Genomic DNA, 12,297 nt, shown 5'->3' on the forward strand with positions numbered 1-12,297 from the left:
TATATTCCACAATCTGCGCCGGAGTCTAACAGATTGTTACAGCATGTAATACGAGAAAACTGACGAGTTTTTTATTTCTTTATTATTCAGTAAGCATACGCAATATGAATGAATGAGTGAACAAAATGACTAAAAAGCAAGCATCACATTCGCTGTTTAGTGACATAAAACAAACATGGGTAAAACTCCTCCACCCAAAGTAAGCAAAAAGTTGCAGCTAACATCCAAAGCCCATTTTTGCACGAATTTCATTCTTTCTATTTCCATAATGGGTAAACAGTAACGCGCTAAAACTAAAAAGGCACCCTGCTAGAGGATGCCTTTAATAATAATTTCATCGATAAGATATCAATTCTATGGCACACCATGACCTTTAGAAGCCACCCATACGCGATACCATTGCTCTCGAGTAAGTTCGATATTCAATGCATTGACTGCAGTTTGCACACGCTCGATTTTACCAGAACCAATGATTGGAATAGGGTTAGATGGCAAACGACGTACCCAGGCATAAATTACTTGGTCAATACTCGCTGCGCCCACTTCTTCACGAATTGCTTCTAATTCGTTACGGACACGAACAGCTTGCTCACTGTCACCACTAAAAATTGAACCACCACCGAGGCAAGACCAAGCCATTGGTCGCGTGCGCAACATTTGCATTTGATCAAGCGTTCCATCGTGTGCAACCTCAAAGTTAAGTGGGTTGATTTCCACTTGGTTAGTAACCAACGGCTTACCTAAGCGAGATTGCAGCAGTTCAAACTGGCGTGGAGTGAAGTTAGACACGCCAAAGTGCTTCACTTTGCCGACTTTATGAAGCTCAGAAAATGCTTCTGCAACCTCGTCTGCATCCATTAACACGTCAGGACGATGAATTAAAAGTACGTCGATTTCATCCACATTCAAACGTTCTAGCGAGTTATTCACCGATTGGTAGATATGTGCTGAGCTCGTGTCGTAGTGATTGATCTTACGCTCTGGCGTTTTATCGCCACACAAATTGATGTCGCATTTCGTCACGATCTGAATTTGCTCACGAACACTCTTGTCTAAAGCTAACGCTTCACCAAACAACGCCTCACACTCGTAATTGCCGTAGATGTCGGCGTGATCGACCGTCGTAATGCCTAACTCAATGTGTTGCTTAAGAAATGACAAACGCTCTTGAGCCGTCATTCCCCACTCAACTGCACGCCAATATCCTTGAACCAGCTCTGAGAACTCTGGGCCTTTTGGTGCAGTTACTACTTTTGCAACCATGGGTTTTCTCCTTCAATTGATCTGCATTCATCGTAGTCTTGTTTTCGTACCGGCTCAACGGGTAAACTTTCGCAATTCGAACTGGAGTACGAAATATGTCTTTTGCCCAACGCCTAGCCACCCTGATCGGAGAAGAAAGCATCAGCGGGTTCGCTCGACGCGTCGATGTGTCTGAAGCTTTAATACGCAAATACCTTAAAGGCAGTGAACCTAGCCTAACCAAAGCAAATCAAATTGCAATGCGCGCCAATTGCTCTCTCGAATGGTTAGCAACGGGATGTGGTTATTTATATCGCCGTGCTGAAGTCGTGGATATGGATGCGTACAAACTTGCCTTTCAACACGTTATGAATCAGCCGGTGTCAGACGATGCAGAAGAGCTACACCGCAAGCTAATCGCAGGCTATCAATACCTGCGCGCTCACAAAAAATCGGATGGTTTTTTGGATGAATCAGCAATGGCGACCTTCCTATCTCTCCATAAAGAATCTAAAAACGAGTCACTTTGACCTCGATAATTTCGCCATCACTGCGCAAGTGCACATTTAAGGACGGTGATGGCGTCAGAAACTCGTCCGGTTTTACCCAAAGCAAACTTCGAATCGTTTCTTGTGGATAGCGGTTCATCAACAAAATAACTTCTTTATCGACAAGCTCGGAAGATTTCTTTTCCAGAGCTTCAACGACATCATAGTGTTCTTGTCCGATAGTAACTCTGCGTAAAACTAACCCATCCTTTCTTAAGTTGAGAAGTAAGTCATTCAGACGCTGCCACTCGTATTCAGTGAGAAACGAGAACTGAGCACTTTCTCTTCTCAAAATCACTTCACCATACAAGTGCTGCTGGTAGTACGAAAAATCATCCAAACAAAATGCGCTGATAAACGTTGAGTTGTCTCGCAACTGCACTTCGCAACCATACCAGCTTCCACTTTTTTCTATACGTTCTTTTAGATTGGAATATGGCATTGCTGACAACGTGTCTTGCCACCAGCTCGGCGTTGAAAGTGCCGGAAACGTTACCGAACAACAACATAAAGAAAGTAAGAGTCGAAGATAAAAGCGCATGCACTGCTCTAGTTGGTTGACATCGAACCAAGACATTACTAACTGCAAGAAAATGTTCAAGAGAAAAATAGTGGCAGGTGGTGATGAAAGTTATAACGCAGAAATTAAGAAGGCGCACATGTGCGTGCGCCTCTACCTCGTTACTCAATCGTGAGTGTGCGAATCGGCGATGTCTATTGATGCATCCCGAACATAAAACGAGGACTTACCGTAGGGTTTGAATCCATCCAAATTGTGTGTAAAACCTCACATCCCTCCTTCTGAAGCAGTCATGTTGCTTTACATTTAAAGCATGGTTCATTTTTTTCAAAAAACAAGTTTTTTATCCTAAATTATGAGAGCAATAGCACAATCTGAGTGAATGAATAATATCGTGACACTTCGAACACTCAATAGTGAAAAGCTAAATTGCATCTTTATTGATTAGGTCTAGACTCTGCGAAGCGTATACTTTCTTTCGTCCCTTCCCCCCCAGGCAACAGGAGAGCTTGTTAATGACCAAACGCGAGAGAATTGTGAAATCTGTGTTGGCGCACGTACCGAAAGATGCGATTAACCAGTTTGTCTCTCGAGGGTCAACACCATTTTCTGTTCTCATTATGGCCGCCATTGTGGGTACGTTGGCTGGTTTTGTCGGTACGTATTTCGAGCTTGCCGTTCATTTCGTTTCTGAAACACGAACAGAATGGTTAAGAAGCGAAATTGGTAATGTTCTACCGTTGTGGCTGGCAGCGGTTCTCATTAGCGCATTTTTAGCTTTTATTGGCTATTTTCTTGTGCACCGCTTTGCGCCAGAAGCGGCAGGTTCTGGTATTCCTGAAATCGAAGGGGCAATGGATAATATTCGTCCAGTGCGCTGGTGGCGAGTTCTACCAGTAAAATTCTTCGGCGGCATGGGCGCACTTGGCTCAGGTATGGTGCTGGGTCGTGAAGGCCCAACCGTTCAAATGGGGGGCGCTGTTGGTCGAATGGTGACCGATATATTCCGCGTAAAGGATGACGATACCCGCCACTCCCTGCTCGCTTCTGGTGCTGCTGGCGGTTTGGCTGCGGCTTTTAATGCCCCACTCGCAGGCATTATGTTCGTTGTGGAGGAAATGCGACCTCAGTTTCGCTACTCTTTGATCTCAATTCGCGCAGTGATCATTTCTGCCATTATGGCGAACATAGTGTTTCGCGCCATCAACGGGCAAGACGCCGTTATCACTATGCCGCAATACCAGTCGCCAGAGCTTCAAACCCTATGGCTGTTTTTATTGCTTGGCGCATTGTTTGGCGTGTTTGGCGTGATCTTCAATAAACTGATTACCGTGGCACAAGACAGTTTTGTCGCAATTCACAAAAACGATCGTAAGCGCTACTTGATTGTGGGTTCGCTACTGGGAGGCGTGTTTGGTTTGCTTCTTTTGTACGTACCTCAACTAACTGGTGGTGGTATCGGCCTTATTCCTGACATTACTAACGGTAACTACTCGGTATCTATTTTAGTTTTGCTTTTCTTTGGTCGCGTAATTACAACCCTGCTCTGTTTTGGTTCTGGTGCGCCGGGAGGCATCTTTGCACCTATGCTTGCTCTGGGAACCTTATTTGGCTATGCGTTCGGAGCAAGTGCTGATGTCTTGCTCCCTGCGCTTGATATCGAGCCTGGTGTATTTGCGATTGCGGGCATGGGTGCCCTGTTTGCTGCAACGGTACGTGCACCGATTACTGGTATTCTGTTAGTGATTGAAATGACCAATAACTACTACTTAATCCTGCCATTGATCATTACTTGTTTGGGCGCTGTGATTATTGCTCAATTGTTGGGTGGACAACCTATTTACAGCCAGCTGCTGCATCGTACAATCAAAAACGAAAAGTTACGCCAGCAGGATCTACCGGAGAATCAATCAACATAACATTCTCTTTGTTATCACTTCGCTCCAGACTATCGAAGGGTTTGGAGCGATAAACTCTGCATTTTTACATCTTTTCCCAAATATTCGATACCAAACTCACAAAATTATCATTCTCTGATATTTGCTCACCACCTTTCATGAGAAACCCCTCTCCATACTTGTTAGTATTCGCTACTTAAATAGAGCATTTCATCCAAATCGTCATGTTTCGTTTCATTCAGGCAAAAATCAAATGGAGTAGATTTGAACTGGAGAAGACTTGTGCAGTTTTATAGTGTCCCGCCGTCTCAAGCCGCGTTGGCACTAGGTATGATAGGTTTAGGGCAAGCTTGGGCACTCTATGTTCCTGAGATTGGTGAACCGATACGCCCATTTTTGGCGTCACTCGGCGCACTTTTACTCGCCCCTGTACTCATAAAATATGCCGCGAATCCACGATTATTCATGGTCGACATTCGTCACCCGCTGAGTGGTAGTTTAATGGCACCAATGAGTATGGCGTTACTGATCCTTGCAGATTATCTTGCCGCTGTAGCGCCTATCATCGCTTATCCACTTTGGTTTATGGCGCTTTTGCTGCATTTTACTATGATGGTGCTGTTTTTTAGCTTTCAGCTAATGAACTTCAAAATGTCCAATATCGTACCGAGTTGGTTTCTTTATCCGGTGGGGCTGATCAGTAGTTCACTAGCCGGTTCTCAACTAGGTCACAACTTATTCTCCGAAACGCTAGCGATGATGTGCATCGGCATTTATTTCTTCATGCTGCCACTCGTGTTGTATCGTTTGGTGTTTTTCGGCTCTCTACCAAGGCGAGCAAGACCGACCCTCGCGATTATGGCCGCGCCGGTAAACTTGTCATTAGCAGCATACTTGGTGAACTTTCCCTTGCCTGATCCGATACTGACAGGCGCATTGGCCGGGATCGCCATCACTATGACGTTATTGATCTACTTATGTTACTTCCGCTTACTTCGCTTGAAGTTTCAACCTTCTATCGCGGCAGTAACCTTTCCTTCCGTGATCAGCGCCATCGCAATGCATCGCTTGACCTCTTTTTTCGCCGAATCGCACCCTCACTGGCACTGGCTACACGACTTTGGTTTTCTAGAGCTCAGTATCGCGACTGTATTGGTTGTTTGGGTATCGGCAGGTTACGTCAAAATGTATTGGCCAGAAATCATGAAGTCATTTTCTAAACAAGTATAAAAAAAGGATGGCGTTTGCCATCCTCTTAGAAACTTGCTTAGTTACCTAGCGTAAACCGTGCAGAAATTCGGCACGCGTTGCTGGGTTGCTCTTGAAGATGCCACCCAATGCAGTTGTTGTCGTTTCGCTAGTTGCATCCATCACACCGCGAGATTTCACGCAGTAGTGTGTTGCGTCAATCGTCACTGCCACATCATCGGACTCAAGCAGCGTTTGAAGTGCAACAAGAATTTGCTGAGTCATACGCTCTTGAACTTGTGGACGCTGGGCAAAGAAGCGAACGATACGGTTGATCTTTGACAGGCCAATGATCTTGCCACGTGGAATGTAAGCCACAGCAGCCTTGCCATCGATGGTCACAAGGTGGTGTTCACAAGTACTGGTCACGGTGATGTCCTTCACGCGAACCATCTCGCTCACGTTCATCTTGTTCTCAATCACCGTGATTTTAGGAAAGTTGGAGTAATCCAGACCAGAGAAGATTTCGTCAACGTACATCTTAGCAATGCGGTGAGGGGTTTCTTCTAGGCTATCGTCAGTGAGGTCAAGTTGAAGTAGACCTAAGATCTCACGCATGTGGTGTTCGATCTTCTCTTTCTTCTCTTCACGACTTACGTTGTTTGGACGCATTGGCGTTTCCAAACCGCGTTGCTCTAGCGCTTCTTTTACTAACTTCGCTGACTCGCTAAGACCTGACATTCCACTTCCTCTTTTGTTTTACTTCAGCCTTCGTACAAACCCAATCAAAATTGCATTCATACTTTTCGCTTTGAGTTGCTCAGTTCGTGTCTTTACACCAAGTCACATCAGATGAAGGTACTGAGCTGATTTTCTTGAGCTCCGCAGGTTTTTTACCCCTTTTGGATGGCTGACAAGGATACTCGGATTTTTGAATAATTACACCCATATTTTATAGGTGGACATTCTTACTCAGTCCCCTTTTATGGTAAAGTTGCCACAAAACAAAAGAACACAGGATTTTCTCAATGGGCTGCTGCGACGCACCTGGCTTGATGCCAATTGAAGAAGCGATGGACAAAATGCTATCGCGAATCAAACCTATCCAAACAACGCTTTCTCTTCCACTTGCTGAAGCACTCGGTTTTGTACTGGCAGAAGATATCTTGTCTCCTATCCACGTACCGCCATTCGACAACTCAGCAATGGATGGCTACGCTATTCGCATTCAAGATCTTGAGTCATCTTCTGTATTGCCTCTGGCAGGTAAATCATTTGCAGGACAACCTTTTGAAGGTGAATGGCCTCAAGGTACCTGTGTTCGCATCATGACTGGCGCAAAAATCCCACAGGGTTGTGATGCCGTTATCATGCAAGAAAACACTGAAGTAACAGATGCTGGCATTCAGTTCAACCAAACCGACGTGAAGCCACAAAACAACATCCGCCCAACAGGTGACGACATCAAACAAGGCGACATCGTACTGGCAAAAGGTGCACGTTTGACACCTCGCGATATTCCGATGATTGCGTCGCTTGGTGTTAGCCATGTGACAGTAGTACGTAAGCCAAAAGTTGCTTTCTTCTCTACTGGTGATGAACTTAAACCACTGGGCGAACCGCTAGACGAAGGTCAGATCTACGACAGCAACCGTTACGGTATTAAACCACTTATCGAGAACTTCGGTTGTGAAGCCGTTGATCTTGGTATCATTCCAGATTGCCCAGAGACTCTGAAAGCAACCTTTGAACAAGCACAAACATTGGCAGATGTGGTTGTGACCTCAGGCGGTGTTAGTGTGGGCGAAGCGGATTACACCAAAGACATTCTTGAAGAGCTTGGTGAAATCGGTTTCTGGAAGTTAGCAATCAAGCCGGGTAAACCTTTCGCATTTGGTAAGCTAAGTACAGCTTGGTTCTGTGGGCTGCCGGGTAACCCTGTTTCTGCAGTTCTTACTATGTACGTGCTTGTTCAACCAATGCTGGCAAAACTTGCAGGCCATACAGAATGGAAAGCACCCGAATCTATTCCAGCAACAACCAAAACCGCCTTTAAGAAAGCGCCAGGTCGTACCGATTACCAACGTGGTATCTATACATTGGAAGATGGCAAGTTTGTCGTTGAAACAACCGGTAACCAAAGCTCTGGTGCATTCCGCTCAATGAGCCTAGCGAACTGTTTTGTTGTATTGGAACGTGAACGCGGCCGAGTTGAAGTGGGCGAAACGGTTCAGATTCAACTATTCAACTCAACCCTTTACTAGGAAGACGTTGTGGATATTCTTTCCGATCAGGAAATGTTGCGTTACAACCGCCAAATCATTCTTCGTCAGTTTGACTTTGAAGGACAAGAAGCACTCAAACAAGCATCGGTATTGATGCTTGGTGCTGGCGGTTTAGGCTGCGCATCAAGCCAATATTTGGCGACTGCTGGTGTCGGTAAAATCACGCTGATTGATGATGATATCGTCGAGTTGTCTAACCTTCAGCGCCAAGTGCTGCACCACGATGCGGATATTGGTCGTAAGAAGGTAGACTCGGCGGCCAATGCACTACGTGAACTTAATCCGCACATTGTCGTAGATACCATCGCAAAACGTCTTGATGATACCGCGTTAGAGAGCCTGATTAAGCAACACACTATTGTTGTCGATGCATCAGATAACGTCGATACGCGCAATCAACTTAACCGCCTATGTTTTGCGACTAAAACACCGCTAATTTCAGGCGCGGCTATTCGTATGGAAGGCCAAGTGAGTGTGTTTACTTACGACGACCCAACTCAACCATGTTACCAGTGCTTAAGTGCCCTCTTCGGCAGCGGTGCGTTAAGTTGTGTCGAAGCCGGAGTCATGGCTCCTGTTGTGGGTATTGTTGGCGCAGTACAAGCGATGGAGACGATTAAAGTGATTGCTGATTACGGCCAACCAAAGAAAGGCAAAATTCTGATTTTGGACGCGCTCAGCATGTCTTGGCGAGAAATGAATCTGATGAAAATGCCAACCTGTCCGGTTTGTAGTTAGTTCTAAACCTCTAATCATTCCCAAAAAGCCCAACTCGATGTTGGGCTTTTTTCTCATTTTGACAATCAGATTTAAAACCCTTCTTCTTACAAATTTTAACTTCATAAAATTCAACAATTTAAAAGTTGGCACATTCCTTTCATTGCATATATCACGAACCAATGAGAGGGCGAATTATGAAAAGGACATCACTACTACTTGGGTCTCTAATAGTGAGCGCTTATGCACAAGCGGCGCCATTTGATACGTGCCCAAGCCAAGCATACCTATTCCAATCAACCCCGGTTCAAATCTATGGCGTCAATTTGGTTACAGGCTCTACGACTCTTTTAGAGGACGACACAGGTTTGGCTTCGGGCATCAACGGTGTAGGCTTTAACTTCACTGACCGTTATATCTACGGCTACGACACCACAAACAAAAAGATTGTTCGTCTTGGTAAAGACTTCCAAGCAGAGACACTTAATGTTTCGGGCCTTCCTACCGACCACACGTTTTACGTTGGCGACGTTTACAACCACGTCTACTACTTGTACCGCAAAGGCAAAGGACTTTTCTCCATTGACCTTTCTCCGCTCGATTCTGATCCAAATGCGACATTGAGCATCGTGAAAATTAGCTCAACAGCGACAGTGAACCTAACCGACTTTGCATTCCATCCAGGTGATGGCTCCCTTTACGGCATCGACAACAACTCTGGTGTGCTATATCAGTTCAACCCATCAAACGGTAGCGCAACTGCGATAGGTGACACAGGTGAGAAAGGCACATTTGGTGCTGGCTACTTCGATGTAAACGGCAACTACTACGTGTCACGTAACCAAGATGGCAAAATCTATCGCGTTGACCTTTCGGAAGGTAACGCAGCCAATATCGCAGCAGGTATCGTTCCTGCGGTTGAGTTTGTATCCAACGGTCCAAGCTCAAGCCAAAATGACGGTGCACGTTGTGCAAATGCTCCGGTGATTAACGAAGACGAGCCAATTGATTTCGGTGATGCTCCAGACAGCTACCACACAACACTTGCGTCAAACGGTCCTCGTCACGAAGTGGACGGTGTAACTTGGCTTGGTTCCGTCGCTCCAGATGGTGATGCCGACGGACAGGCAAACGATAACTCTGTGGGCACAGCCGATGAAGATGGTGTTGGTTTTGTATCCGCACTTGATCCAGGCTTAAGCTCAATTGTGAATGTGACAGCTTCTACTTCTGGCTACCTATCAGCATGGTTTGACTGGAACCGCGATGGTGACTTTGATGATGAAGGTGAGCAAGTCTTTACCGACCAATTACTGTCTGCGGGTAATAATCCCCTACCGTTTGTAGTTTCAACCGCTGCAACGGAAGGGTCTAGCTGGAGCCGATTCCGCTTTAGCCAACAAACCGGATTAAACTACGATGGTGGTTCGACGTCTGGTGAGGTGGAAGATTACCCAATTACCATCACTGGTAATGGTTACTCAGTGGAGTATTTCCCGAGTGCAGAAGATTACGCCACCGTGGCTTATGAAGATAATTGGCCATACACCGCAGACTACGACATGAACGATGTGGTCGTGAAATTCCGCATCACTGAAACCAGTCTTGCTGGTCATGTTGAGAATATTCAGATTACAGGTGACCTAGCGGCTTACGGCGCAAGCTACAAAAATGGCTTCGCAATCCGACTACCGGGTGTATTGAGAAGCTCGATTGAAAATGGATTAACGACGCTATCCTTCAATGGTGTAGAGCAAGCATCTAATGGCTTGGAAAGTATTTCTGATGAAGCAATTTTCATCATCAGTGAAGACTTAAGCACACACGCGGCGAGCAGCTGTAGCTACTTCCGCACAGAGTCTGGCTGTGATGATAACGTTTCACTCACCTTTACCTTGAATGTGTACTTCACTGAAGGATCTGACCGTTCAGCCATTCAAGCCATGCCATACGACCCGTTCATCTTTGCAACACCGGACACTTACCATGGCGATGGTATTACCTTCCAACCAGGTCGTAAATGGGAAGTTCACTTAGCAGACCAAGCACCAACAGAACAGTTTGATGACCAAAACCTCTTCGGTGTCGGCGTCGATGCAAGTGACCCAGCACAAGGTGTGTACTTCAAAACAGCAAACAACTTACCTTGGGCACTGTTGATAGTAGAAGATTGGGATTGGCCGCTAGAGCGTGTAGACATGGTCGATGCATACCCTCAATTCCAAACTTGGGCTGAGTCTGGTGGCGAACTAAGCACAGATTGGCACACCGCTCCAACACCTAACAAATGCTACATTCCATAGGGAGATAACATTATGAAAGCACTTATCACAATCATCATGGGATTAGCACTAACGGCTTGTGGCGGAGGCGGTGGCGGCGGAGGTGGTAACAGTACACCACCTCCACCAACCCAAACCACGGTGCCAGAGGAAGATACTACCCAGCAGGAAGAAACTACTGAAGAAGAGACAACGGTAACAGTGGAAGATGCAACCATGCAGGATCTAGTAGTACCAGATGGCTTTAGCTACAACCCAGTGACGGAAGGTACGCTCAATGTAGACATCAGTGGTTTTTCTTCACAACGAGCACACCTAAGCGTGTACAAAGAGTTTGTTGAGCACAGTTCAGGTAACTACGATGCAAGATACCCAAGTAAAGTCGCATCGGTTCCACTCAACAACGGTACAGCAAACGTCGACTTTAATGTTTCTGATAGCCAAGGTAGCCTACTTGTTGAAATTTGGTTCTATGACGGCAGTGACCCAATTCAGAAAGTGATTACTTCAGGAGACAACACTTGGACCATGTAACTAGATAGATTGAAGGCATAGCGAAAGCGCCCCTTCATCATAAATCTTCAATCTCAAGCTTAAAAATCGCATCGTTCTTTTGAACATGCGATTTTTTTGTTGTAAAACAGTAAGATTATCCACCTAGCAAACTAAAGACAATGCAAGCACTGATTAGTACTGATGAACTCAATAGCCTTCTCGGCCAACCTAACGTCAAACTCCTCGACGCTAGTATTGCGTTTCAAATCCCTTCTGAAGGCAAAAAGATTCAAGATAAGTGGATTCCAAATACTTTACGCTTTGATTACGACAATGACTTTTGCTTACCCGGTTCTTCCCTGCCGCATATGATGCCAACAGAAGAAGGCTTCAACCAAAGTGCGCAACAACTCGGTTTGAACAACGAAGATTTGATTGTGGTTTACGACAACTCTGGCACTTTAGCCGCGCCAAGAGCTTGGTGGATGTTCAAAGCTATGGGACATGATAATGTTCGAGTCTTAAATGGCGGTCTTCCTGCTTGGATTGAAGCCGGATTCCCTGTTGAAAGTACCCTATCGCAACCAAGCGAAAGAGGTAACTTTGCGGGTAAGCTCAACCAAAATGCCTTTTTGAGTGCACAAGATGTTCTTGCTCATTCAACCAATAAAAGTGCCAACATCATCGATGCCAGAGCCAAAGCACGATTCCTTGGTGAAGTGCCTGAGCCACGAGAAGGTCTACGTAGTGGGCACATTCCAAATTCGGTTTGCTTACCGTTTCAAGAACTCTTGACCAACGGTCACATTAAACCAAACTCAGAGTTGCAACAGATATTTAGCGCACTAACGATAGATAGTGACAATTCGATTATTTTTAGTTGCGGTTCCGGTGTAACCGCATGCATTTTATTACTCGCGGCGTATCAAATTGGTCTAGACAATCTGTCGGTGTACGACGGTTCTTGGACCGAATGGGGTGCTGACCACTCTCTACCTATCGAGCGTTAAGACAAGTGTCTGTTTAACAAAGTATCTTACGTTTATCTAAAGATGGTGTGTTCCAATAAACTAAACGCAGCTTCTAAACCAAACTTGTCATTTCGAAATAGAAACTGGCTAT

At 45.5% G+C, this 12,297-nt stretch carries 11 protein-coding genes; 8 read left to right on the plus strand and 3 right to left on the minus strand.

The features are described 5' to 3' along the window. Window positions 1–354: 354 nt before the first annotated feature. Complete coding sequence (locus tag J4N43_RS21435) at window positions 355–1,263, minus strand: aldo/keto reductase (RefSeq protein WP_005387688.1); 909 nt, start codon at window positions 1,261–1,263, stop codon at window positions 355–357. A gap of 95 nt (window positions 1,264–1,358) precedes the next feature. On the opposite strand from J4N43_RS21435, the gene J4N43_RS21440 reads away from it, so the two are divergent. Continuing rightward, window positions 1,359–1,772 carry a helix-turn-helix domain-containing protein gene (locus J4N43_RS21440; protein WP_053349247.1) on the plus strand — a complete coding sequence of 138 codons (414 nt, stop codon included), beginning with the start codon at window positions 1,359–1,361 and terminating at the stop codon, window positions 1,770–1,772. Here the strand turns inward: J4N43_RS21440 and J4N43_RS21445 are convergent. Beyond that, on the minus strand, window positions 1,753–2,367 hold the full coding sequence (locus J4N43_RS21445; protein ID WP_080996808.1) for a hypothetical protein: 615 nt from the start codon (window positions 2,365–2,367) through the stop codon (window positions 1,753–1,755). The genes J4N43_RS21440 and J4N43_RS21445 overlap by 20 nt on opposite strands. A gap of 458 nt (window positions 2,368–2,825) precedes the next feature. On the opposite strand from J4N43_RS21445, the gene clcA reads away from it, so the two are divergent. Continuing rightward, a complete protein-coding gene (clcA, locus tag J4N43_RS21450) occupies window positions 2,826–4,229 on the plus strand; it encodes a H(+)/Cl(-) exchange transporter ClcA (protein ID WP_053349249.1) in 1,404 nt (467 codons plus the stop codon). A gap of 243 nt (window positions 4,230–4,472) precedes the next feature. Then, the gene (locus tag J4N43_RS21455) at window positions 4,473–5,438 is read left to right on the plus strand and encodes a TDT family transporter (protein ID WP_086047496.1); all 966 of its coding nucleotides are present in this window, start codon (window positions 4,473–4,475) and stop codon (window positions 5,436–5,438) included. Window positions 5,439–5,483: 45 nt separating this feature from the next. On the opposite strand, the gene folE is transcribed toward J4N43_RS21455, so the two are convergent. Beyond that, complete coding sequence (gene folE, locus J4N43_RS21460; RefSeq protein WP_005373478.1) at window positions 5,484–6,137, minus strand: GTP cyclohydrolase I FolE; 654 nt, start codon at window positions 6,135–6,137, stop codon at window positions 5,484–5,486. A gap of 287 nt (window positions 6,138–6,424) precedes the next feature. Here folE and moeA point away from each other — a divergent pair, with 287 nt between their 5' ends. The 5 genes from moeA to J4N43_RS21485 all read left to right on the plus strand — a co-directional run bounded on the left by moeA (window position 6,425) and on the right by J4N43_RS21485 (window position 12,185). Further along, window positions 6,425–7,660, plus strand: coding sequence for a molybdopterin molybdotransferase MoeA (gene moeA / locus J4N43_RS21465; RefSeq protein ID WP_017635208.1), 1,236 nt, complete (start codon window positions 6,425–6,427; stop codon window positions 7,658–7,660). A gap of 9 nt (window positions 7,661–7,669) precedes the next feature. Continuing rightward, a complete protein-coding gene (gene moeB / locus J4N43_RS21470; protein ID WP_053349250.1) occupies window positions 7,670–8,419 on the plus strand; it encodes a molybdopterin-synthase adenylyltransferase MoeB in 750 nt (249 codons plus the stop codon). Between the two features lie 176 nt (window positions 8,420–8,595). After that, on the plus strand, window positions 8,596–10,701 hold the full coding sequence (locus J4N43_RS21475) for an LruC domain-containing protein (RefSeq protein WP_053349251.1): 2,106 nt from the start codon (window positions 8,596–8,598) through the stop codon (window positions 10,699–10,701). A 12-nt stretch (window positions 10,702–10,713) separates the two neighbouring features. Next, window positions 10,714–11,214, plus strand: coding sequence for a hypothetical protein (locus tag J4N43_RS21480; RefSeq protein ID WP_053349252.1), 501 nt, complete (start codon window positions 10,714–10,716; stop codon window positions 11,212–11,214). Window positions 11,215–11,354: 140 nt separating this feature from the next. Further along, window positions 11,355–12,185: a sulfurtransferase gene (locus J4N43_RS21485; RefSeq protein WP_053349253.1), complete on the plus strand. Its 831-nt coding sequence runs from the start codon at window positions 11,355–11,357 to the stop codon at window positions 12,183–12,185. Window positions 12,186–12,297 lie beyond the last annotated feature (112 nt).

The sequence above is a fragment of the Vibrio sp. SCSIO 43009 genome (assembly GCF_023716525.1).
Lineage (GTDB): Bacteria > Pseudomonadota > Gammaproteobacteria > Enterobacterales > Vibrionaceae > Vibrio > Vibrio alginolyticus.

Bases quoted from the DNA above. Each gene is read 5' to 3' on its own strand.
- J4N43_RS21445 (WP_080996808.1), bottom strand. From the start codon at position 2,367: ATGTCTTGGTTCGATGTCAACCAACTAGAGCAGTGCATGCGCTTTTAT.
- folE (WP_005373478.1), bottom strand. From the start codon at position 6,137: ATGTCAGGTCTTAGCGAGTCAGCGAAGTTAGTAAAAGAAGCGCTAGAG.
- J4N43_RS21435 (WP_005387688.1), bottom strand. From the start codon at position 1,263: ATGGTTGCAAAAGTAGTAACTGCACCAAAAGGCCCAGAGTTCTCAGAG.
- J4N43_RS21485 (WP_053349253.1), top strand. From the start codon at position 11,355: ATGCAAGCACTGATTAGTACTGATGAACTCAATAGCCTTCTCGGCCAA.
- J4N43_RS21480 (WP_053349252.1), top strand. From the start codon at position 10,714: ATGAAAGCACTTATCACAATCATCATGGGATTAGCACTAACGGCTTGT.
- J4N43_RS21475 (WP_053349251.1), top strand. From the start codon at position 8,596: ATGAAAAGGACATCACTACTACTTGGGTCTCTAATAGTGAGCGCTTAT.
- clcA (WP_053349249.1), top strand. From the start codon at position 2,826: ATGACCAAACGCGAGAGAATTGTGAAATCTGTGTTGGCGCACGTACCG.
- J4N43_RS21440 (WP_053349247.1), top strand. From the start codon at position 1,359: ATGTCTTTTGCCCAACGCCTAGCCACCCTGATCGGAGAAGAAAGCATC.
- moeA (WP_017635208.1), top strand. From the start codon at position 6,425: ATGGGCTGCTGCGACGCACCTGGCTTGATGCCAATTGAAGAAGCGATG.